Origin of the sequence: Actibacterium pelagium, assembly GCF_002285415.1 — a bacterium.
Lineage (GTDB): Bacteria > Pseudomonadota > Alphaproteobacteria > Rhodobacterales > Rhodobacteraceae > Actibacterium_B > Actibacterium_B pelagium.
In genome coordinates this window covers 335,354-357,308 of record NZ_NSBU01000006.1, presented here as the reverse complement: position 1 = coordinate 357,308, position 21,955 = coordinate 335,354, and the positions used below count along the sequence as shown (strand labels likewise).

The 21,955-nt window shown below is 59.1% G+C and carries 23 protein-coding genes; 5 read left to right on the top strand and 18 right to left on the bottom strand.

The features are described 5' to 3' along the window. The 16 genes from tilS to CLM58_RS08535 form a co-directional block, all read right to left on the bottom strand. Positions 1-1,251, bottom strand: a complete 1,251-nt coding sequence (gene tilS, locus CLM58_RS08610) for a tRNA lysidine(34) synthetase TilS (protein WP_229666218.1) — start codon at positions 1,249-1,251, stop codon at positions 1-3. Further along, positions 1,248-2,066, bottom strand: coding sequence for a tol-pal system protein YbgF (gene ybgF, locus CLM58_RS08605; protein WP_095595518.1), 819 nt, complete (start codon positions 2,064-2,066; stop codon positions 1,248-1,250). Before ybgF ends, tilS begins: the two co-directional genes overlap by 4 nt. Positions 2,067-2,078: 12 nt before the next feature. Beyond that, on the bottom strand, positions 2,079-2,585 hold the full coding sequence (gene pal, locus CLM58_RS08600; protein ID WP_095595616.1) for a peptidoglycan-associated lipoprotein Pal: 507 nt from the start codon (positions 2,583-2,585) through the stop codon (positions 2,079-2,081). Between the two features lie 76 nt (positions 2,586-2,661). Beyond that, on the bottom strand, positions 2,662-3,987 hold the full coding sequence (gene tolB, locus CLM58_RS08595; protein ID WP_095595517.1) for a Tol-Pal system beta propeller repeat protein TolB: 1,326 nt from the start codon (positions 3,985-3,987) through the stop codon (positions 2,662-2,664). After that, positions 3,984-5,099 carry an energy transducer TonB gene (locus tag CLM58_RS08590; protein ID WP_095595516.1) on the bottom strand — a complete coding sequence of 372 codons (1,116 nt, stop codon included), beginning with the start codon at positions 5,097-5,099 and terminating at the stop codon, positions 3,984-3,986. Before CLM58_RS08590 ends, tolB begins: the two co-directional genes overlap by 4 nt. Positions 5,100-5,108: 9 nt before the next feature. Then, positions 5,109-5,576 (bottom strand): ExbD/TolR family protein, encoded by a 468-nt coding sequence (locus CLM58_RS08585; protein ID WP_095595515.1) that lies wholly within the window; start codon positions 5,574-5,576, stop codon positions 5,109-5,111. A gap of 3 nt (positions 5,577-5,579) precedes the next feature. Next, positions 5,580-6,275: a protein TolQ gene (gene tolQ, locus CLM58_RS08580; RefSeq protein ID WP_095595514.1), complete on the bottom strand. Its 696-nt coding sequence runs from the start codon at positions 6,273-6,275 to the stop codon at positions 5,580-5,582. A gap of 103 nt (positions 6,276-6,378) precedes the next feature. Then, a complete protein-coding gene (ybgC, locus tag CLM58_RS08575; RefSeq protein WP_095595513.1) occupies positions 6,379-6,774 on the bottom strand; it encodes a tol-pal system-associated acyl-CoA thioesterase in 396 nt (131 codons plus the stop codon). Continuing rightward, positions 6,771-7,397, bottom strand: coding sequence for a hypothetical protein (locus tag CLM58_RS08570; protein WP_095595512.1), 627 nt, complete (start codon positions 7,395-7,397; stop codon positions 6,771-6,773). The genes ybgC and CLM58_RS08570 overlap by 4 nt, the downstream gene beginning before the upstream one ends. A gap of 70 nt (positions 7,398-7,467) precedes the next feature. Continuing rightward, positions 7,468-8,496 (bottom strand): Holliday junction branch migration DNA helicase RuvB, encoded by a 1,029-nt coding sequence (ruvB, locus tag CLM58_RS08565; protein ID WP_095595511.1) that lies wholly within the window; start codon positions 8,494-8,496, stop codon positions 7,468-7,470. A 3-nt stretch (positions 8,497-8,499) separates the two neighbouring features. Then, complete coding sequence (gene ruvA, locus CLM58_RS08560; RefSeq protein ID WP_095595510.1) at positions 8,500-9,162, bottom strand: Holliday junction branch migration protein RuvA; 663 nt, start codon at positions 9,160-9,162, stop codon at positions 8,500-8,502. Beyond that, the gene (gene ruvC, locus CLM58_RS08555) at positions 9,159-9,665 is read right to left on the bottom strand and encodes a crossover junction endodeoxyribonuclease RuvC (RefSeq protein WP_095595615.1); all 507 of its coding nucleotides are present in this window, start codon (positions 9,663-9,665) and stop codon (positions 9,159-9,161) included. The genes ruvA and ruvC overlap by 4 nt, the downstream gene beginning before the upstream one ends. A 171-nt stretch (positions 9,666-9,836) precedes the next feature. Then, entirely contained in the window at positions 9,837-10,193 is a 357-nt protein-coding gene (locus CLM58_RS08550) for a hypothetical protein (protein ID WP_095595509.1), read from the bottom strand. Positions 10,194-10,264: 71 nt separating this feature from the next. Further along, the gene (locus CLM58_RS08545; RefSeq protein ID WP_095595508.1) at positions 10,265-11,131 is read right to left on the bottom strand and encodes a 50S ribosomal protein L11 methyltransferase; all 867 of its coding nucleotides are present in this window, start codon (positions 11,129-11,131) and stop codon (positions 10,265-10,267) included. Positions 11,132-11,186: 55 nt separating this feature from the next. Beyond that, entirely contained in the window at positions 11,187-11,837 is a 651-nt protein-coding gene (gene msrA / locus CLM58_RS08540) for a peptide-methionine (S)-S-oxide reductase MsrA (protein ID WP_095595507.1), read from the bottom strand. Between the two features lie 51 nt (positions 11,838-11,888). Next, the gene (locus CLM58_RS08535; RefSeq protein WP_095595614.1) at positions 11,889-13,121 is read right to left on the bottom strand and encodes an MFS transporter; all 1,233 of its coding nucleotides are present in this window, start codon (positions 13,119-13,121) and stop codon (positions 11,889-11,891) included. 45 nt (positions 13,122-13,166) lie between these two features. Between CLM58_RS08535 and CLM58_RS08530 the strand changes: the two genes are divergently transcribed. Then, positions 13,167-13,850 carry a YitT family protein gene (locus tag CLM58_RS08530; RefSeq protein ID WP_233133058.1) on the top strand — a complete coding sequence of 228 codons (684 nt, stop codon included), beginning with the start codon at positions 13,167-13,169 and terminating at the stop codon, positions 13,848-13,850. Position 13,851: 1 nt separating this feature from the next. On the opposite strand, the gene CLM58_RS08525 is transcribed toward CLM58_RS08530, so the two are convergent. After that, positions 13,852-16,047 carry a primosomal protein N' gene (locus CLM58_RS08525; protein WP_095595505.1) on the bottom strand — a complete coding sequence of 732 codons (2,196 nt, stop codon included), beginning with the start codon at positions 16,045-16,047 and terminating at the stop codon, positions 13,852-13,854. Positions 16,048-16,226: 179 nt separating this feature from the next. Between CLM58_RS08525 and CLM58_RS08520 the strand changes: the two genes are divergently transcribed. From CLM58_RS08520 to CLM58_RS08510, 3 genes are all read left to right on the top strand, one after another. Continuing rightward, positions 16,227-16,934 (top strand): DUF484 family protein, encoded by a 708-nt coding sequence (locus CLM58_RS08520; protein ID WP_095595504.1) that lies wholly within the window; start codon positions 16,227-16,229, stop codon positions 16,932-16,934. Further along, positions 16,931-17,860, top strand: coding sequence for a tyrosine recombinase XerC (locus CLM58_RS08515; RefSeq protein WP_095595503.1), 930 nt, complete (start codon positions 16,931-16,933; stop codon positions 17,858-17,860). Before CLM58_RS08520 ends, CLM58_RS08515 begins: the two co-directional genes overlap by 4 nt. 111 nt (positions 17,861-17,971) lie before the next feature. Continuing rightward, the gene (locus CLM58_RS08510; protein ID WP_143226546.1) at positions 17,972-18,223 is read left to right on the top strand and encodes a hypothetical protein; all 252 of its coding nucleotides are present in this window, start codon (positions 17,972-17,974) and stop codon (positions 18,221-18,223) included. A gap of 10 nt (positions 18,224-18,233) precedes the next feature. Here CLM58_RS08510 and ileS read toward each other — a convergent pair whose 3' ends face one another. Then, positions 18,234-21,146, bottom strand: a complete 2,913-nt coding sequence (gene ileS, locus CLM58_RS08505; protein ID WP_095595501.1) for an isoleucine--tRNA ligase — start codon at positions 21,144-21,146, stop codon at positions 18,234-18,236. Between the two features lie 335 nt (positions 21,147-21,481). On the opposite strand from ileS, the gene CLM58_RS08500 reads away from it, so the two are divergent. Next, entirely contained in the window at positions 21,482-21,910 is a 429-nt protein-coding gene (locus tag CLM58_RS08500; RefSeq protein ID WP_095595500.1) for an SET domain-containing protein, read from the top strand. The last annotated feature ends 45 nt before the right edge of the window (positions 21,911-21,955 follow it).

Genomic DNA, 21,955 nt, shown 5'->3' with positions numbered 1-21,955 from the left:
TCAATGCGATATAATCAAAGAATAGAAGCTATCATCCCCCCGCGCCAATTTGGCGCTGCATCCATTTTCCAGACCTGCGAGTGGCGCAGCAACCAATTCGTCACCCTGCCAGACTGCCGGACTGGCCAATAAAGACCGTCTTGGCAGGCCAGCTTCACGCCAATCGGGACATTGCGGCAGACCAGCTTCACCCAAAACGCGCAGCTCTGTGCCCACGGGGGCACCCTCCACGCGCCAGCGCCCATCCCACAACTGGTCTGACGCGCAAACCGTCTTGGAAACGGCTTTTAATTCGCGCGTGATCCGCACGGCCTCTGCTTCTGGGAAGGCAATACAACCACGCAAGGTCGCCTGTTCACCTTCGATTAGCTTTACCTCGAAATCTGTCAGTTTCTGGCTTCGCACAGGATACTCTGCGTTAGAAACCCACCTAAGGGCGGCTTGCAACAAGCGCCGCTGGATTTCAGGGGGCAGCAAAAGCAACCCTTTCCGTGAAATCAGCAGATCCCCCCGGTCGACCGTGACGAAATCTGTAGCCGCCCTAAGGGTTTGCACATCCAAGGCCTGACGCGCCATCGACAATTGCGATGCCACCCCCGCAAGCTTGCCTGCCGTGATGCCGAGTGGTTCTAACTCCGTCAGGACTTGCCGAGCTTTAACGCGTTCAAAACGCGTATCTTGGTTCGACGGGTCCTCGCGCCAAGAGTGTCCACGGCGGGTCAGGAACGATCGTAGATCCTCCCCAGATGCCACTAACAGCGGGCGCAGCCATGTAATGCCATCCGCTTTCCGACGCTGTTGCATGCCGGACAGGCCATCCACTCCGGCCTCACGCGCCAATCGCATCAGGAAGGTTTCGGCTTGATCGTCTTCAGTATGGGCAAGCGCGATCGAAGTGATCCCGTGTTCCTTTGCCCAATCGGACATCAACCGGTACCGCGCACGGCGCGCTTGATCCTGAAGATTGCCTGCAAGAGTTTCGTGGTCCCATGTCAAAGTGTCGTGCTGCACCCCAAGGTCTTGGCAAATCTTCGCAACGAATTTTGCTTCTTCGGCGGCTTCGGAGCGCAAACCGTGGTCGACTGTCACCGCACGCAGCCCAATGCCTGCCTCTTTGGCCCATAGGGCGGCCAAATGCAGCATGGCCATGGAATCGCCGCCGCCGGACACAGCCAGACCCAACGGGTCCGACTTGTCGAACATCATCGCCGACCCGAAGAGGTGTAGAAGCAGGTCGTCTTCAGCCGTCACTGGCAGCCAAGTTGGGTCTGTTGTTGCGATGCACTGCCCGCCACCGGGGCCGAAGGGAAGCGGATGCTGACCTCACCCAAAGTGACACAGGCTTCCTGCATCTGGCCGAGATCGGCAAGGCTAAGACCCAGCTTATACAGCGCCTCGGGGGCCATCGGACCGTTGGGCGCACCTGAAAAGCTTTGCAGGTAAGCGCGGGCTGCCGGGGTGATGTCGCCCATGTTGCGCAGCGCCTCCCCGCGCATGAAATGCGCCTCGCTTGTCAGCGGGCCGCCGGGATAATTCTCGACGAATAGCGCGAACTGTTCCGCCGCGGCGCGGTTGGCCCCATCGGCCAGCGCTTGCGAGGCTGCCTCGAAATCGGCCCGTTCACTGACGGCGAGTTCGGGGGCTTTCACCGGCGACTCTGTGATCGCAGGACGGATCGCCTGCGGCAGGTCACCGCCACCCAAAACAGGTGTTTCAGGCAGGTTGGCGATGTCACAGCCGGGATCCAGTTCGCAAACACGGAATTGCAGGTCGCCAAGGCGATTGGTGCCATCGGCAACCACTTGATTAATACGAAAATCCAGCTGTTCGGTCTTCGCCGTCAGCCGGTTCAATTGTTCCTCCAGCGCGGTCACGCGCTGAAGGACAGAGCCAGGAGTCGCCACGCCGCTCGCCCCACCGGTCGTCGAAAGCTCCCGGTTGAGGCGCTGCAACTCGACATACAGAACCGACATTTCCTGACGGATATCGGCCAAGGTCTGTTCGTTGCTTTGCGCGAAGGCTGGTGCGCAAAAGGTCAGACCAAGGATCAGCGACAGTGCCCGCATGGCGGCCTCCTATTAGCTGGACAGACCGGCAGTCACGACGGTGACCGAACGGCGGTTCTTGGCATAGCAAACCTCGGTCGAGCAGATCTCGATCGGGCGCTCTTTACCATAGCTAACGGTGCGCAGGCGGTTCGAGGCCACCCCACGCGACTCGAGGTATTCGAAGACAGAGTTCGCACGACGCGCGCCAAGGGCCACGTTGTATTCGCGGGTGCCTTGTTCGTCTGCGTGACCTTCGATGATTGCGGTGTATTCAGGGTTGGACATAAGCCATTGCGCCTGCCCATCCAGAACGGCCATCGCCTCGGGCGAAAGCGCATGTTGGTCCACGGCAAACAGCACCCGGTCCCCAACCGTCTGTTGGAAATACGCAGGCGAGCGCGGGTCGTTGACAGAGCCGTTCAGCCCGCCTGCCCCGTCGCCAAAACCACCGGCACCACCGCCAAAGCGGCCCGGGTCGGTACAGGCAGACACGGCAAGCGCGCCAACCAGCAAAAGGCTTTTTGTGAAAAGTTTCATTTGGAACATCCTTGTTCTCATTCTTGGCTCGATGGCGCGATCATAGCATTGCCGCGCCGATTGTGAAATTCTGCCCCTACGGCAATAGCGGCGACCAGGCGGGATCGGACCCAGCCCCAACAGTAGACACCCGACGCAGGTTGCGCCCGGTAATATCGACAGAGTAGAGCGCAGGCGCCCCGCCCGCACCAGCGGTTTCCCGGGTGAACATGATCACACGTCCGTTAGGAGACCACGTCGGCCCCTCATCCAGGAACGAGGCCGTCAGCAGGCGTTCTTCCGATCCATCCGTGCGCATCACGCCAATATGGAAGCGGCCCTGATACTGTTTGGTAAATGCGATCTGATCCCCACGCGGCGACCAGACCGGGGTGCCATAGCGGCCCTTGCCAAAGCTGATCCGGCGACCTTCGCCGCCACCCGCTGGCATGATGTACAGCTGCTGGCTACCCGATTGGTCGCTTTCGTAGACGATAAACCGACCGTCAGGTGAAAAGCTGGGCGCGGTATCAATCGACGCACCAGAAGTCAGGCGCTGACGCGATCCATTTGCAAGGTTCAGCGAATAGATATCAGTGTTGCCACCTTGGGACAGCGAGAAGACAACCGTGTTCCCATCTGGCGCGAAGCGCGGTGCAAAGGTCATGGTGCCGGGCTGGTCATCCAACGCGCGACGGGTCATCTGGTTAAGGTTCAGTGCATAGATTCGGGGGAAGCCGGTTTCATAGCTGGTATAAAGCACCCGGTCCCCTGCCGGAGAGAACCGCGGCGCCAACACGATGCTGGCTGCATCCGTCAGATAGCTGGTGTTCGCCCCATCGTAATCCATGACCGCAAGGCGTTTCTGCCGCGCATTCTTCGGCCCGCTTTCCGCAACATAGACCACGCGGCTGTCGAAATAACCGCCCTCGCCCGTGATCCGGCTGTAGACCTGATCTGCCACCTTATGGGCCACGCGGCGGAGGCTGGCAGTGGTGCCGCCAAACTGTAGGCCATCGCCCAAGGGCGCATTGGAAAACACATCGAACAGGCGGAATTTGACGGTGATATTGGTGCCATCAGTGTTCACCGCACCCGTCACAAGCGCCTGTGCGTTGATCGCGCGCCAGTCGGCATATTGAACCGGGCTGTCAAAACTGGTGATCCGCCCGATATGTGCCGCCATTGGGATTTCGCGGAACAGACCTGTTCCAGCCAGGTCTGCGGCCACGATCCGCGTGATCTCTTCCGCCAAAGCCGCCGCGCGCGGCGTTTCCGCGATGAAGGTCGGGGCTGCGAAGGGCAGCGGTTCGATCACACCCTCGTCGATTTCGATCCGCAGTGGGCCATCCTGCGCAAACGCAGTCGGGACGGTGAACGGACTGGCCAGCGCCAGTGCAAGGAGAACTGTCCGTAGCATCATCTGATCCTCATTTTCTCCGGGTTAAATGTCATTTCGATGTCGCGCCAGCGACCATATTTCTCTTTCGGCAAATCAAAGCCAGAAGCCCCACAACGCAGGATCGCGCGGCGGGCAAATTCGAACATTTGGCGAGCAGAAGCTTCGCTGCCACCACTGTGCGAGATCAACCGCAGCGACCCCTGCACAGGCTTGCCGTCCGGTGTCATCTCGACCCCCACAACCACCGTTGTCTGCAACGCCTCGGTCGAAGCACTGCCGACGTTCCAGCAACGACTGACCGCGACCCGCAACGCATCCCGTTCGCCAAAGGTCAAAGGTGGGCCGGTGGGCGCATCGCCGCTGCCAGACAGAGCCTCTGCCAATGCATCAGCCAGCGCGTCGCGCGGCGGAGATACGGGTTCTGGTGCCGGAGCAGGCTTTTGCTCGGGTTTTGGTTCGGGTCGCGCTGCTACTCGGGCGGGCCGCGCGGTCGGCCGGATCGAACTGGCCGGGGCCGTGCCTTGCTTTTGGGTCACCTCGGCCTCGGTCACGATCTCGGGCGCGGCTTCTTCCGGGGCAGCATCTTTGTCTTCCGGCAACTGTTCTGCTGCGTCTTCTGACGGTTTCGGCGCTTTCGAGACCTCGGGCGCACGGTCAAGCTCTGGTGTCGGCGCCGGAGACGGGGTTGGCGCGACACGGGCAACCGGGCGCGGGGCACCGATATCAGGGATCAGGTTCGCGCTTTCTTCGGGCGCGGGCGGGATCGGCAGGTCTGGCAGATCATCCGCGACCTCTTTCGGGGGCGCTGGCGTTAACCGAGAGACATCCGGCTCGTCCTCCGGGTTCGGAGGCGTCGGTTGATCCGGTTGCGGCGCTGGCGTTGGTCGCGCATCGGACGGGACCGGTGGCAAAGCCGCCAGTTCCGTGTTGGGTGCAGGCACGTCCGGCGCCTCGTTCACGATCGACGGTGCGCGCGCAGGTGCGGTCAGGGCCAGAAACTCTGTCTCGGACAGGATAGAAACCTCCGTCGTCGTAAATTCAGCCTCTTCCGGCCGAGAGAACCACCCGCCGAAAAGCAGCCACAGGATCAGCAATCCGTGACCCAGACCTGAAATGATCACGCCCGTGTTCACGCGCGCCCCCTAGTTGGCCCCGTCCAGCGTCGGACCCCCGCTTTCGGTCACCAACCCGATATCGCGGAAGCCTGCTGCGTTCAGCGCGCCCATGATCTGGGCTACTTGCGAGTAAGGAACACGACCATCTGCACGCAGGAAAACCTTGCGGCTGGATCGTTCCGACGCCACGGCCTGCAGGCGCGGGATCAGTTCATCAAGCGGGGTCGGCGTGGTCTGGATCGCCACTTCGCCGGTTTCGGTCACCGTAATCGTCAGCGGCTCTTCCTCTTCGCTTGGCAAAGCAGTGGCCGCGGTTTCAGGCGATTCAATGGGGATACCCACCACAGACAGCGGTGCCGCGACCATGAAAATGATCAGCAGGACCAGCATCACATCGACAAAAGGAGTGACGTTGATCTCGGACATGGCCTGCGTCTGATGCCGTCCGCGACGCCTGCGCCCGCCCTGCTTGCCCTTGATGACACCCGCACCCATCGCTCAGGCGTCCAACTGGCGCGAGATGATGGTCGAAAACTCGTCGGCAAAAGCTTCGTAGCCGCCGATGATGCGGTCACTGTCGGAAGACAGCTTGTTATAGGCAACAACGGCCGGAATTGCCGCGAGAAGCCCAAGCGCGGTCGCAAACAGCGCCTCGGCAATCCCGGGCGCTACAACGGCCAGATTGGTGCTTTGTTGTTGAGCAATTTCGATGAAGGCATTCATGATGCCCCAGACCGTGCCGAAAAGCCCGACAAACGGGGCCGTAGACCCAACCGTCGCAAGGAACGGCAGACCGCTGGTCAAAGCCTCTCCTTCTTTCGAAATGGCGACATCCATGTTCCTGTCGATCCGCGTCGCGGCCCCGGCAATCATACCGCCATCCTGTCGATGGCTACGCTTCCATTCGATCATTCCTGCCGCGAAGATCCGCTGCGAAGCGCCCTTGGGTTCTGGCCCGATCTTATCGAACAACTCGTCCAGCGGTTCCCCCGACCAGAAGGCATGATCAAACACATCCGCCTCGCGCCGCGCCCGGCGATAGGTTTTGTGTTTTTGAATGATGATTGCCCAACTCCAGAAGGATGCCGCGATCAACATCAGCATCACGATCTTCACCGTCAGGGTGGCACGCATGAATAGCGCCAGCATGGAGAAATCAATCTCCTGCGCCATCGCAAGGGTTTCCGTTTCCATAATCTGCTCGTTTCTGCGCCGCTTGTTACGGCCTTAATTACGACGCAGAGTATCGGGTTTTAAGTTCAATTGCCAATACAACCGAACGTGAAGGCAAATATGCCTAACCGGCAGATAATTTTGGGCGAAGTTCCGCCGGAATACGCGCCGGACGGCCAGAATTATTGATAAGAACGATCTTCACAACAGCGGTAAAACAAGTGTCAGATCCACGAAGAACCTTCTGGTTCAGCTCTACAAATGTGCTGCCAAGCTGGATCACCTCGGTCTCGACGATCAGTTCGTCGTCATAGCGCGCAGGGATCAAATAGTCCGCCTCGACCCGGCGGACGACGAAGATCAGACCCTCATCTTGCTTCATCCGATCCTGATTGATGCCGATCGACCGAACCCATTCGCTGCGCCCGCGTTCAATGAACTTCAGGTAATTGGCGTAATAAACGATCCCCGCCAGATCGGTGTCTTCATAGTAAACGCGAACAGGAAACTGATGTGTCATGCCAAATCCCCCAGTCGCGCAAACAGGCGTAGCGCGTGGCTGGTGTCTTGCGCCACGGCGGGCATCACAGGGTCATAGCCAGCCCGGATCACCGCGGCGATCTCTGGGCGCAGTACCAGTGGCCCTGCAGGCGTCTTGGCCAAGGGGCTTTGAGCATCAAAGGCCACGTCCGACCATAGAAGAATGGTTTGCACCATCTGCCCAAGAGCCAGATCTTCAGCGGCCATTTGGGCCAGCTGCGCATCCATGCGGATAAACACAAAGGCCGCCTTGATTGCCCCATCCTCGTCGAAGCGAAAGAAGCGATACTGGTTTGCACCACTGTCCTTAAGCCGCCCAACCAGCGGACCCAGCTCAGGCACCAGTTGGTCCATGTTCGGCGTGTCCAGAAGCTCTTGCCAGTCGCGCAGGAAGAAGACCATCAGATTGGACCCCAGTTCGGGGTCGGTTTCCGCCATCTTGTGCCCGGCCAGCGCCACAACGGCCTCGCAGGCGCCCTTGACCACCTGCAAGGTGGCGTCTTCCACCCCGAATACGACGGGTGCAATCGGTCGCCCCCACCGAGAAAACAGGTAGGTCCCGTCGCTACGGGTAAACAGGGCTTCAACCTCTTTGGGCGTCATTGTCAGGCTCCACTTTGTTGCGCCTGTTCTTGTCGAAACTCAGCCAGAAGGTCCAGCCCCAAGGATCGACCTATTTTCCAAACAGGTCAGTCTGCCCCGGGGCTTTGGGCGCCGACAGCCCCAGATGATCCCAGGCCCTCTGCGCCAGCATTCGGCCGCGCGGTGTCCGTTGGATCAGGCCTTGTTGCAGCAGGTATGGCTCGATCACCTCTTCCAAAGCATCCCTGCTTTCCGAAAGAGCCGCCGCCATGGTTTCGATCCCCACGGGGCCACCCGCATAGTTCTCGGCGATCATCATAAGGTACCGCCGGTCTGCGCCATCTAGCCCAAGGTGATCCACCCCAAGTCGCGTCAGGGCGTTATCAGCGATTGCTTGCGTGATCCGGCCGTCGCCCTCGACCACGGCAAAATCCACCACGCGGCGCAAAAGGCGCCCGGCAATCCGGGGCGTTCCCCGCGCCCGTTTTGCAATCTCGCGCGCGCCTTCATCGTCTGCTGGGATCCCCATCAAGCGCGCGCCCCGGCTGACGATGTGGTGCAACTCGTCGACCGTGTAAAACTGCAACCGCGTCGGAATACCGAAACGATCGCGCAACGGTGTCGTCAACAACCCAAGCCGCGTCGTGGCACCGACCAGCGTAAAGGGCTGTAGCTCAATCCGAACCGTCCTTGCCGCGGGGCCTTCGCCGATCACAAGATCAAGCTCGAAATCCTCCATCGCGGGGTAAAGTACCTCCTCGACCACGGGGTTGAGCCGGTGAATTTCGTCGATGAACAGGACATCCCGTGCCTCAAGATTTGTCAGGATCGCCGCCAGATCCCCGGCCTTGGCCAACACCGGGCCAGAGGTCATCCGGAAGTTCACCCCAAGTTCGCGCGCCATGATTTGCGCCAAGGTCGTTTTCCCAAGGCCCGGAGGCCCGTGGAACAAGGCGTGATCCATCGCTTCGCCGCGTTGCTTTGCGCTTTCAATGAAGACACGCAGGTTCGCGCGCGCATCCGCCTGACCAATGAACTCGTCCAGCCCCTGCGGGCGCAGGGCGCGGTCAGTGTCTTCGGGCTGGCGGTCTGGGCGTAATGTCGGGTCGGGTTCGGACATCTTTTACCCTTTCGGCGCAAGCAGTTTAAGGGCCGCACGGATCAGCCCGGCTGTGTCGGCTTCGGGTGTTTCGCCTGCCGCCTGCGCTACGGCGCTTGCGGCCTCGGACGGGCCATAGCCAAGGTTTGACAAGGCTGACAGCGCCTCTGCCTGAGCCGAGGCTGACGGAGCTTTCACAACGGGCTTTTCAGCGGCAGTCGGAGCCGAAGTCACGGGTTCAACCACTGGTGTCGCATCCTCCGATGCCGCCCCCAATGCCATGACGGCGGGCGCCTTGTCCTTCAATTCATTCACAACGCGCTGCGCGATCTTTGGCCCGACACCCGGCGCGGCCTTCACCGCAGCGGCATCACCCAAAGCAATCGCACGGCCGACGCCTTCGGCACCCAATGTTCCCAGAATGGACATCGACGCCTTCGCCCCGATCCCTTGAACAGAGGTCAGCAACCGGTGCCATTCCTTCTCCAGCATCGTTGGGAAACCGAAAAGCTGAAGCAGGTCTTCACGCACCAGAAGTTCGGTGAACAGGGACGCGGCCTCTCCGACAGGCGGTAAAGAGGCCAGCGTTCTTTCAGAGACATAGACGACATAGCCTACGCCGCCAACATCCAGCATCACGTGATCCAGACCCTTATAGCTTAGGCGACCTGACAACTTACCGATCATGACGCGGCCCTCTGCAACGCAGCCGCCAACCGACCGGAAGACCTGGCGTGATGCGCGTGACACAGCGCAATGGCCAGAGCATCCGCCGCGTCAGCATTTGCGATCTTCACGCCGGGCAGTTGCAGCCGCACCATGTGATCGACCTGCTGTTTCTCGGCATGGCCGACCCCAACAACCGTTTTCTTCACGGCATTGGGCGCATATTCGCCCACCTCCAGCCCGGCTTGCGCCGGAACCAGCAAAGCGATTGCCCGCGCCTGCCCCAGTTTCAGGGTGCCTACGCCATCCTTGTTCACGAAAGTTTGTTCAACTGCTGCCGTCGTCGGTGCCCATTCGGCCAGAACATTGGTCAATTGTTTATGCAGGCTAAGAAGGCGTTCAGCCAAAGGCCCGGTTCCGGTTTGACATACACCATTGGCCACATGCGAAATCTTGCTGTCTCGGACATCGATGACGCCCCAGCCCATATTCCGCAGCCCCGGATCAATTCCCAGAACGCGCATTGCCTGCCCCTGTCTTTTTTGCTCTTTTCCAGAACTAGCACAAAAAGAGAACATTCGCCAAGCACCAAACCGCCCTGGGGCATCAAAGGTTTTGCACTACGGAGGTCAAAAAACGCAAACACCCGCGATCCCGTAGGAACGCGGGTGTTTCAAAAACTTACGACGACGCCTCTATTCGTCAGCGACAGAGGCGAGGGCGAGATTGTTGATTTGCTCAGACAACCAAAGCGTTGCGGGATCGGCCTGCAGGACAAAGGCCCCGACCTGCTCGACCGTTGAACCAGTACGCAGGCTCTCGATACGGGCTTGATAGTCGAAGGCACCCATCTGCTGAACCATGATCGCTTTCAGGACCACGAACGCAACTGCAGCAACTATAACTGGCCCCCAAAGGGACCGTTTGCGAGCACGTTTGCTATAGTAAGAGCGACCTAAAGTCCCGGCCGCCTCAAAGCCAGCACCGCGACGGTTCAGGCGCTCCACACGCTTTAGGCGTTTCACAAATATATCGTGCTGAGGATCGTTCATCAGCGGACTCCAGTAAATTGGGCAGAATCAAATATATGTCTTAATACTGCCGCAATTTTGCCACTTTAGACCTACCTTTGCAAACAGAGAGTTGTCCATTCCCCTATTTCGGCACGGTTATGCACAGTGAAACCGTTCGCTTCATAAACAGTCACCACGTCATCCGCCTGATGGTTGAGGATGCCGGACAAAATTGCATATCCGCCCGGGCGAATATGGGTCGCCATATCAGGCGACAGGCCAATCAACGGCCCCTTGAGGATGTTGGCAAATACCAGATCAAACGGAGCTGCCGTAGCAAGTTCAGCGTGATCAAAGCCGGTTGCCTCGATACAGTTAACCTTTCCCTCAAGCCCATTGGACCTTGCATTCGCCAGAGCTACATCGACCGCTACTTCGTCGATATCACTGGCCCAGACCGGCTCTGGCCAGACCTTGGCCGCGGCCATGGCCAACACGGCCGTCCCACAACCGATGTCGGCCACTTTCTGCGCCTCAAACCCTTCCGAGATCAGCAGGTCCAAGGCTTTCAGGCAACCCAGTGTCGTGCCGTGGTGGCCGGTACCAAATGCCATAGCGGCCTCGATCAGAAGCCCGATTGAGCCTTCGGGCAGCTTGTCTGCATCGTGACTGCCATAGACAAAGAAGCGCCCTGCCTCGACCGGTGCAAGCTCTCGCTTGACCTTGGCGACCCAGTCCACCTCTGGCAGCTCAGAGACGACGAAGTCCTTGGCGCCATGCAGCGCGGCCAGCAGTGCCAACCCCGCCAGATCGGGCTCTTCGGTGAAATAGCCGCCCACTTCCCAGATGCCAGAGCCATCTTCGACCTCGAACACGCCAACGCCTGTGGGTTCGGGAACCAAGTTTTCCATCGCAAGGCCCAGGGCCTCTGCAGGATCTTTGCCAGTCAGGGTGGTCAGGGCGGTGAATGTAGGCATCGGCTCTCTCGGGGCTAGGGTTTCCTGACGCGCCTAGTCCGAAGGGGCCGTGGCGTCAAGCGTCGGTGCCGATCGGGCAGGTCACGCCCGTTCCGCCGATACCACAGTAACCGCCGGGATTTTTAGCAAGGTATTGCTGATGGTAATCCTCGGCGTAATAGAAGGGTCCGGCGGGCAGGATCTCGGTCGTGATAATGCCATAGCCCTTGCGGCGAAGCCTGTGCTGGAAAAGGGCCTTGCTGGCCTCAGCCGCCTGTGTCTGCGCCTCTGAATGGGTGTAGATACCGGATCTGTACTGGGTCCCACGATCATTACCCTGCCGCATCCCCTGCGTCGGGTCATGCCCTTCCCAGAACGCCTGCAACAGGCTTTCATAGGACACCAGCTTCGGGTCATAGACCACCTGAACGATTTCATTGTGGCCAGTCTGACCCGTGCAGACCTCTTCATAAGTCGGGTTCGGAGTGTACCCGGCACCGTATCCAACTGCCGTCACCCAAACTCCATCAATGGTCCAGAATTTGCGTTCAACGCCCCAGAAACAGCCCATCCCAAAGGTGGCAAGCTCCATTCCCTCTGGGAAGGGGCCTTTCAGCGGACGGTTGAGCACGTAGTGCTGTGACGCAGTGGGTATCGCATGTTCCCGCCCAGGCAAAGCATCGTCGGCAGTGACCATTTCAAGCTTTTTACGCGGCACAAAGAACATCGGACTCTCCCTTTTCCAATGGCCTCAATATAGGGGGTTCTGACGCGGCGACTAGCCCAGTTGCGGCCTTGTGATCCGGGACCAATTGGTTTCGCGACCGGGCTCTGGATGACGTGGGATCAAAAGCGCCAGCAGAAGCGAGGTCGAGGCCATGCCCGCCGCCAACAGGAACACGGCGCCAGGCGACTGCACCCAAAGGTAGCCAAGAAGCGCCGGCAGGAAGACCGCTGCGATATGGTTGATGGTAAAGGCCACGGCGGCTGTCGGGGCAAAGTCACCCGGATCGGCAATCTTCTGAAAATAGGTTTTCAGCGCGAAGGCCAGTGCAAAGAACAGGTGGTCCAGAACATAAAGCGTCGCGGCGACCATAACGCCCCAGCCAAAGTAATAGACGCCCCCGTAGGCAAGAAAGACGCAAATCAGCCCGATGTATTCGAAGACCAGCGCATTGCGCTCTCCCCATTTCGCAACGGCTTTGCCCATAAGCGGGGCAAAAAGCATGTTGGCAACGAAGTTGATCAGCAAAAGCGCCGTGACTTCGTGCACTTCGAAACCGAACTTTTCGACCATCATGAAGGCCGCAAAAACCACAAAGATCTGGCGGCGCGCGCCGGACATGAACTGCAGCGCGTAGTAAAGCCAATAGCGGCGGCGCAGCACCATCTTTTTAACCTGTGGATGGGGAGCCTCAAACTGCGGGTAGGCAAAGAAACAGAACAGGGTGATCGCCAACGCAACCCCACCAGCCGTGAGATAGACGAAGTTATAAGACAGGTCGAAGGTCTTCCAGCTTACCACCAGCAAACCGTAAGAGGCCAGCGAGGCCCCAGACCCGATCGCAACGATCCAGCCAAGCACCTGCGGTGCCTTTTCCTTCTTGATCCACTGAAGCTGAAGCGACTGGTTGACCGTCTCGTAATAGTGGAACCCGATCGAGCTGATCATGGTCACAATCAAAATCCCGCTGAACGAGGGGAACCACGCCGTTACGGCCGTTGCCGCCCCCAGCATGGCCAGCGAAACCAGCCCCAAGACCTGTTCTCGGATGAACAGCAGCAGCGCGATCACTCCGATCGCCAGAAAACCCGGAATTTCGCGAACCGTGTGCAGCCAGCCGATCTCGACCCCGGTAAAGCCTGCGGCTTCGATCACGAAGTTGTTCAACAGCGCGCTCCACGTGGAAAACGCCAGTGGCATAGCCACAGCCATCAGCATCAAAAGCGTTACAGGCTGACGCCAGCGTGGCAGGTTGGCTGCCTCGGACAGGGGAACTTTGCGAAACATAGCCATGCCTTACAGCCTTTCCGGTTGCATTGGCGAGGGCAATTCGTGCAATTCACGCTTCGTGTGCGCGAACACACACGCGCAGCTCTTACAATCTCAGGCATCCAGATGGCAAAACGTGAACCACATAAACAAACCTCTCACGCGCTGTGGGAAGACGCTCTTGCGTTCTGTATCGGCGCGCTTCTAGTTGGTCTGGCCATCAATTTCCTGAAATTTGCAAATCTGATCACAGGTCAGACGGCCGGTCTGGGCGTTTTGATCGACCAGCTTACGCCGCTCAGCTTTGGACAGGTCTTCTTTCTGATCAACCTCCCTTTCTATATCTTCGCCTACATCCGAATGGGGGTCCGGTTTACGGTCAAAACAGCCATTTCGGTCACTCTGGTCTCCCTTAGCGCCGACTACATGCCGCAGGTCTTTACCATCGAGAGCCTTCACCCTCTTTTCGCAGCTTTCGCTGGCGGAGTATTGGCCGGGTTTGGTCTATTGGCCTTCTTCAGACACGGGGCTTCACTGGGGGGCGTCGGCGTCGTGGGACTGTGGGCGCAGGATCGCTGGGGGGTTCAGGCGGGCTGGATTCAACTGGGATTTGACGCGGTTTTGTTTCTTGTAGCGTTCTTGCTGCTAGAGACACCCTTGCTGGTGATCTATTCCTTGCTAGGGGCTGCCTTGGTGAACGTGATTGTCGGGGTGAACCACCGGCAAGACCGATATATCGGCCGCTAGATCAATAGAAACTCTGCGGGTCGATATCGATCTGAAGACGGAAGTTGTTTGGCAACTTCAAAGGCGCAATCCATTTTGCCAAAGCAGCCTGTAAAGGCGCACCTTTGGTCGCCTTGACCAGCAAACGGACCCGATGCCTGCCGCGAATACGCGCGATTGGCGCGGGTGCCGGGCCAAATACCTGCGCGCCGATTTCGTGCAATGCACCTGCGTTTCGCGCCAGATCAGAGCCAATATCGAACACGGCCTGTATGTCCGGAGAGGACAGCACAATGCCCGCCATGCGACCGTAGGGAGGTACACCAGCTGCTTCGCGACCTGCGGCTTCGGCCCGCCAAAACCCTTCTTCATCGCCTGACAGAATGGCCCGGATCACGGGGTGTTCGGGCTGAAACGTCTGCAACAAGGCCTCGCCGGGCTTCTCGGCCCGCCCTGCCCGGCCGGCCACTTGCCGCATTAGCTGGAATGTCCGCTCCGCCGCGCGCAAGTCAGAGCCCTGAAGCCCCAGATCAGCATCAATCACCCCGACCAGCGTGAGCAAAGGAAAGTTATGCCCCTTTGCCACAAGCTGAGTACCGATGATGATGTCGGCCTCGCCCCCGGCAATCGCCTCGATCTGCGCTTTCAGGGCACGGGCGGACCCGAACAAATCCGACGACAGAACCGCGATCCGAGCGTCCGGGAACAGCTCTTTGGCCTCTTCGGCCAGACGTTCAACACCGGGGCCAACCGGGGCAAGCTTGCCTTCAACCTCGCACGAGGGGCAGGCCTGCGGCATCGGTTTGCTTTCACCGCATTGGTGGCACACCAAACGCTTTTGAAAGCGGTGCTCGACCATGCGCGCATCGCAATGATCGCAACCGATCTGATGCCCGCAGGCACGACAAATGGTGACCGGGGCATACCCACGACGGTTGATAAACAGCAGGGATTGCTCTCCAGCCTCAATCCTTGCCTGTACAGCTGCGCGTAGTGTGGGCGAGACCCAACGGCTGCCCGGAAGGTCTTCGCTGCGCATGTCGATGGCCCGCATATCGGGCATCACAGAGGCCCCAAACCGGCTGGTCAGGTCGATCCGACCGTATTTCCCAGCCTCGGCATTGGCCCAGCTTTCAAGACTTGGTGTGGCCGAGGCCAGGACCACATGCGCGCCGTTCAGACTGGCCCGTAAAACTGCCATGTCGCGGGCGTTGTAATGCACCCCGTCTTCCTGCTTGTAAGAGGTATCATGCTCTTCATCGACCACGATCAGCCCCAAATCGCGGAACGGCAGGTACAAAGAAGACCGCGCGCCCACCACAAGCTGGGCTTCCCCCTGCCCGACCATACGCCAGCAACGGCGCCGCTCGGTCATGGTCACGCCTGAATGCCACTCTGCCGGCTTTGCCCCGAACCGCTTTTCCACGCGGGTCAGGAACTCGGCGGTCAATGCAATTTCGGGCAACAGAACCAAGGCCTGCCGCCCCTGCCGCAGACATTCCGCGACCGCCTCTAGGTAGACTTCGGTCTTCCCGGACCCGGTCACACCTTTCAACAAGGTGGTTCCATAAGATCCGCTGGCGACACCCGAGATCAGCTTGTTTGCCGCCTCTTGCTGGTCGTCGGCCAACTTCACCCCTTGCAATGCTGGATCCAGACGCGGGTAAGGCAAATCGCGGGGGCTGTCCTCTTCCCTAACAGCGCCCAGCTTGACCAACCCCTTGACGACAGAGGTTGATACCCCTGCCATCTCGGCCAATTCGCCTAGGGTGAAAGCCAGTCCGCCATAGTCTTTTAAGGTTTCCAAGACCCGTGTTCGGGCATCAGTTTGACGCTCTACCGTGCCCGTCCCAAGACGATAGATCTTCCGCATCGAAGGCGCGTCCCCCAGCCCCGGCGCGCGGCTGGCAAGGCGCAGCATCGCAGGCATTGGGGTCAGGGTGTAATCGGCCACACGCCCCAGAAACTGTCGCATCTCCTCGCGCATCGGCGGCGCGTCCAACACGCGGTTCACTTGCCGGATACGGGCCGGATCAAACCCACCTTGCCCGGGGCCCCAAACCACGCCCAGAACCTTGCGCGGACCCAAGGGCACCTCGACAAAGGCGCCAAGATAACACCCGCCTTCAGGCGCACGGTAATCCAGCAGCCGGTCCAAAGGCTGCGTGGTCAGCACTCCAACCAACGTCTGTTCAGGGTAAAATTCGGGCAGATCCATGAGCCGGGCAAATCTCAAACACGTCCGCCACCCTAGGCCCGTCGGAAGGGATGCGCAAACCCCCAAAGCTGACCGAGTCTTTCTCGCCACAGCCCCCATTCCGGTCAAAAAAAGGTCGAGAAATGATGCTCAACTTGTGTAGAGTGACGAAAAAACACCAATCGGACCGAGGCCGAGCCATGACAGACCCAGTAGATCCCGCAGCAGTGCTGCGCGACCGCATTATCGCTGATCCCAGTGTTATTCTGGAAGATCAGGCCCTGATGCAGGCCCTTGTTGCTGCCAACGATAAGTCGCAGGGCGCGAATGTCGTCGACCTGCGCAGTGTCGCCATGAAACGGTTGGAAAGCCGTCTGGATCAGTTGGAGGACACCCACAGGTCAGTCATAGCAGCCGCCTACGACAACATGGCTGGCACCAACCAGATTCATCGCGCGATCCTGAAGATGATGGATCCGGTCGAATTTACCGACTTCCTTCACAACCTGCACAGCGAAGTGGCTGCGATTCTACGCGTGGATGGCGTTCGGCTAGTTCTGGAAGCTGGCCCTGATCGCGTCGGGGACACCCTTAAAGATCTTAACGAAGTTCTGTTGCTGGCCGAACCGGGCTTTCTGGAAAACTATCTGACCCAGCCCGGAACACCAGCGGGGCGCAAGGTTGTCCTGCGCCAGATGAGCCCCGGCCAGCCCGAGATCTATGAGAACCGGAACAGCAACCTTCAGTCCGAAGCCCTGATGCGGCTGGACTTCGGTCCGGGTCGCCTGCCCGGCCTGTTGGCGCTGGCCTCAAGTGACCCGCATCAGTTCTCGCCCCAACAGGGGGCCGACCTTCTGATTTTCTTCGCTGGCGTGTTTGAACGGTCAATGCGCCACTGGCTTTCATGAGCCTGACACTGTCACCAGCCGCGCGGGATTTCCTTGACGGCTGGCTGGCGCATCAGAAAAGCATTGCGGATGCATCCGACAACACGCTGACAGCCTATCAATCTGATTTGGTTCACTTTTTCCTGTTTCTGACAGACCATCACGGTGCGCCGGTCTCTCTTGCCGGGCTAAAGGCCGTGAAAACGCGGGACATGCGGGCATGGCTTGCCCGGATGCGGGCAGACGGCAAAAGCGCACGCTCGGTCGCTCGCAGCCTGTCCGCCGTCAAAAGCTTTTACCGATGGCTCTCTGAAAGACAGGATTTCGACGCGACCCACGTCCTGACGGCCCGTGCGCCCAAGTTCCAACGCAAGCTGCCCCGCCCCCTGTCCGAAGATGCGGCCAAGGCTGTTCTGGATCACGTGGAATTTCAGTCTTCCGAGCCGTGGATGCAGGCTCGCGATACGGCGGTCATCACGCTTTTATACGGGTGTGGGCTGCGTATATCAGAGGCCCTGAACCTAACCGGCGCTTATCGGGATTTGCCCGACGTCCTAACCATTCGCGGCAAAGGAGGAAAAGAACGGCAAGTCCCCGTTCTGCCCGCTGCGAAAGATGCTGTGGCCGAATACGCCCGCCTTTGTCCGCACGATCTTACCAACGACGCGCCCCTGTTTCGTGGCAAACGCGGCGGCCAACTGAATACACGACTGGTGTCCGGCCTGATGGAGAAACTTCGCAACCAACTCGGTCTGCCAGACACGGTCACGCCCCATGCGCTGCGGCACAGTTTTGCGACGCATCTGTTGGCGGCCGGCGGCGATCTACGCGCGATCCAAGAGCTTTTGGGGCACGCAAACTTGTCGACAACTCAGGTCTACACGGCCGTCGATACGGCGCACCTTATGGACGCTTACGAACGCGCGCATCCCCGTCAAAAACAGTAGGCAAAACACTGTTTCCATTGGCCGACTTCCAAAAGAGGCAAAAATAAGTCTTAATTGTGGCGAGTATTTTAGCGATTCTAGTTAGTCCAATTTGTCACAATGGAATTTGATATGTCTGAGATTACACGTGACCAGCTGCTGGATAATTTAGTCGAATCCATTCGCGCAGCGAATATCATGAAGCTTGAAGAGCTTGCCTATTCACTGTCCGTTGCCGTCGCTGAAGAGCGGCTACGACTTGAAAACGATGGCGTCTACGCCCCCAAATTCCCGACAGTCGAAGAAGGGGGCAAGATCGTTCGCTTCCCGCAACGGCGTGAAACGAAAACTCCCGCTACAAAGAGCGGGAGCATCAGAGTTTGATCTAACTGTCTTAGCCTAGCGCAGTGCTACACCGCCCACAGGTTCCTTCGTGGGCGTGGCTTCCGACGTCTGGTAGGATTTTCCAGCAGCGCTGACATTTCTCGCCATCTGCCTTTTCGAACACGACACCAACGCCCTCGGACTCTGGCATGCGGAAGGCCTCGGCGGGGGACGAATCGCCCGTCAGCTGGACTGCCGAAGTGATGCAGATATCGGCGAAGTTGACCGACTTCAGCGCCTTCAGAACATCTGCGTCGGCCACATGAACCACCGGAGCTGCCTCTAGCGAAGCGCCGATGACCTTTTCGCGACGCTGGATTTCCAGCGCGGCGGTCACCACGCGGCGCACCTGACGGATCCCCGCCCATTTCGCCGCCAATGCTTCGTCCGCCCATTCAGATGGGGTGTCGGGGAAGTCGACCAGGTGGACCGAGCTGTCGTCACCCGGGAAACGCTCTAGCCATACCTCTTCCATGGTGAAGGGTAGGATCGGCGCCAACCAAGTGGTCAAGCGGTGGAACAGAATGTCCAACACGGTGCGCGCTGCACGGCGGTCAGCCGAGGTTGCAGCGTCACAGTACAGCGTATCCTTGCGGATATCGAAGTAGAAAGACGACAGGTCCACTGTGGCAAAGTTGAAGATCGCCTGGAACACACCTTGGAAGTTGAACTCGGAATAGCCTTTGCGGACGATCGCATCCAATTCAGCCAAACGGTGCAGCACCAGACGCTCTAACTCCGGCATGTCTGCGGGATCAACGGCTTCAGCAGCCTCGAACTCATTCAGGTTGCCCAGCATGAAGCGCAGGGTGTTGCGCAGACGGCGATAGCCGTCGGCCACACCTTTCAGGATTTCCGGCCCGATCCGCTGGTCCGCGGTGTAATCGGTCTGTGCCACCCACAGTCGCAGGATATCCGCGCCATACTGCTTCACCACGGCCTCTGGCACGATGGTGTTGCCAAGCGACTTGGACATCTTGTTGCCCTTCTCGTCCAGCGTGAAGCCGTGGGTCACGACGTTGCGATAGGGGGCACGACCAAGCGTGCCGCAAGCTTGCAGCATCGAAGAATGGAACCACCCGCGATGCTGGTCGGTGCCTTCCATATAGACGTCAGCGATCCCGTCCTCGGTCCCGTCCTCACGGTCGCGCAGGACGAAGGCATGGGTCGAGCCAGAGTCGAACCATACGTCCAGAACGTCATAAACCTGAATCCAATCATCAGCGTTGTAATCAGCGCCAAGGAAACGCTCTTTCGCGCCGTCCTCGTACCAGCAATCGGCACCTTCTGCTTCGAACGCTTCGGCGATCCGTGCGTTTACGGCCGGGTCGCGCAGCAAATAGTCTGCGTCGGTCGGCAAAGCGCCTTTCTTGGTGAAACAGGTCAGCGGTACGCCCCAGGCACGCTGGCGCGACAGAACCCAGTCGGGGCGTGCTTCGATCATCGAATACAGGCGGTTGCGGCCGCTTTGCGGCCACCATTTCACCAGTTGGTCGATAGAGTTCAGCGCACGCTCGCGGATGGTGGTTCCCATCTCGTCCTGACCGTCGCCAACCGCTTTATCAACCGCAGCAAACCACTGGGGCGTGTTGCGATAGATCACAGGGGCCTTGGACCGCCACGAGTGCGGGTAAGAGTGCTTGATCTTGCCGCGTGCCAGCAGCCCGCCAACCTCGACTAGCTTGTCGATGATCTTCTTGTTGGCGTCGCCCTCGCCGCCCTTGCGGGACAGGATGTAAGAGCCACCAAAGAACGGCAGATCCGCCCGGAAGCCGCCATCGTCCATGACGTTATAGGTGATGACCTGCTCTAGCATGCCCAGATCACGGTAAAGCTCATATTCTTCCATACCGTGGGAAGGCGCGCAGTGCACAAAGCCAGTACCTTCGGTGTCAGTCACAAACTCGGCCGCGCGGAAGTCGCGCAGGTCGTCCCATTCGCCATTCGACCCTTCGGCGCCATACAGCGGGTGGGTCAGCGCCAGCCCTTCAAGTTCAGAAGTCGGGACATCGCGGACACGGGTCCACTGCCCCTCTTCCAGACGGGCACGCGCCATGACGTCGCCAGCCAGGTTGTCGGCCAGCAGGTATTTATCGCCTACGTTCGCCCAGCACTCGTCCGGAGTGCCGGTGATCTCGTACAGGCCATAAGAAATGTCTTCGCCGTAAACGACGGCTTTGTTCGACGGCATGGTCCAAGGGGTCGTCGTCCAGATCACGACCATCGCGCCCGCCAAATCGGCGTCCGCCGGTTCAGCGACCTTGAACTTCACCCAGATGGTGAAGCTTTCCTTGTCGTGATATTCAACCTCGGCTTCGGCCAGCGCGGTCTTTTCGACTGGCGACCACATCACGGGCTTGGACCCTTGGTACAAGGTGCCATTCATCAGGAACTTCATGAATTCCTCGGCGATCACACGCTCGGCGTGATAGTCCATGGTCACATAGGGATCAGCCCAGTTGCCGGTGATGCCGAGACGCTTGAACTCTTCGCGCTGGATGTCGATCCAGCCCTCGGCGAACTTGCGGCATTCCTGACGGAAGTCGACGACGTTCACCTCGTCCTTGTTCTTACCCTTCTTGCGGTACTGCTCTTCGATCTTCCATTCGATCGGAAGGCCGTGACAATCCCAACCCGGAACGTAGCGCGCATCAAAGCCCATCATCTGATGGCTACGCACGATCATGTCCTTGATGGTCTTGTTCAGCGCGTGGCCGATGTGCAGGTGGCCGTTCGCATAAGGAGGGCCATCATGCAGGGTAAAAGGCTTGCGGCCCGTCTTTTCGCGCAGGCGGTCATAGACGCCGATCTTCTCCCACCGTTCCAGCCACGCGGGCTCGCGCTTGGGCAAGCCAGCGCGCATCGGGAAATCGGTTTCGGGCAGCGTCAAAGTATTTTTGTATTCAGGCGTATCGGCACACATCGGTCGTGGTCCTTTGGCGTATCAGTCATGTCAGAGGTTGGGGCGGCGCGAAGGATCAAGCGCCTTGTCCCGGCGTCTCAAGCAGCGAGCGCCGGGCATATAATTCGAATAATGATCGCCATCTGGTGGGTCATACACCGCCTTATAGGCTTGAGTCTCGGGGGCGTCCAGAGGGCAAGCCCCAACCCTGCGCGATCACATTTTCTGTTACAGATCACGCGCCCCTTGTATTTCGCCGCAGCCGGTACAAAATCTGTCCTACGCAAGACCGGGCTGGTTGGAAAAGCACCAACGGTACCGGCGGCACCCACCCTATTTGGAAGGTTCTGCCTGTCATGTTGACAGTTGAAACTTTTGTCGGCCCCAGTGCAATTGAAGGGGTCGGCGTTTTCGCCGCGAAAGACATCGAAAAAGGCACCGTGATCTGGCGGTTCGACCGCCGGTTTGACCGCCTTGTCCACCGCGCCGATATCGCGCGCAGCGACTACATCCTGCAAAACTATCTGGATAAATACGCCTATCCCTATCACGAAAACACCGATCTTCTGGTGATCGAGATCGACAACGGCCGGTTCATGAACCACGCTGAATACCCCAATGTCACCTTCGCTGGTCACATCCGCGGCGTTGCGCTGTTCGACATTGAAGAAGGCGAGGAAATCACCTGCAATTACGCCGATTTCGAACCCGGCTTTGCCCTTATGCCCTCTGCCTTGACACGGTCAGCAATGGTCAGGCCGACACAAGGTCTACGCCCCGCATAATTGGGGCTAGCACGAACTCGGGCGGCAAGATGTCTCTTGCTGCCC